This is a genomic window from Lacinutrix sp. MEBiC02404, from assembly GCF_053601575.1.
In genome coordinates, this window is sequence record NZ_JBSHNV010000126.1 from 1 (window position 1) to 297 (window position 297).

Consider the following 297-nt stretch of genomic DNA (forward strand, 5'->3'; position numbering starts at 1 on the left):
TCCATCCGCCGCTGTAGTTGCTGTTGGCTCTCCTGCGTCTAACACGCCATCGCCATCTAAATCAGCAAATACAGTTACTGGAGAAGTGAATCCGGTTTCTGTTCCATTTTGTGTTCCATCACCATCTTCATCGTTATATACTGTTCCCATTACTGAACCAGCTGTAGTATAACCATCGGTTCCTGCTGCAACTGTTCCACTTACTGGTACCGTTACGTTAGTTGGTTCTGTTCCTTCCGTTAAGCTTGCACCTGTTGGTAGTGTTGTTTCATCCACTTGGATGTTTACAGATCCTGC

1 protein-coding gene is annotated in these 297 nt (G+C 45.8%); it reads right to left on the reverse strand.

Annotated elements, in window-relative coordinates; all coding sequences use genetic code 11:
- On the reverse strand, nt 1-297 hold a 297-nt coding region (locus ACVCXO_RS02975; protein WP_452228109.1), incomplete at both ends, for a hypothetical protein.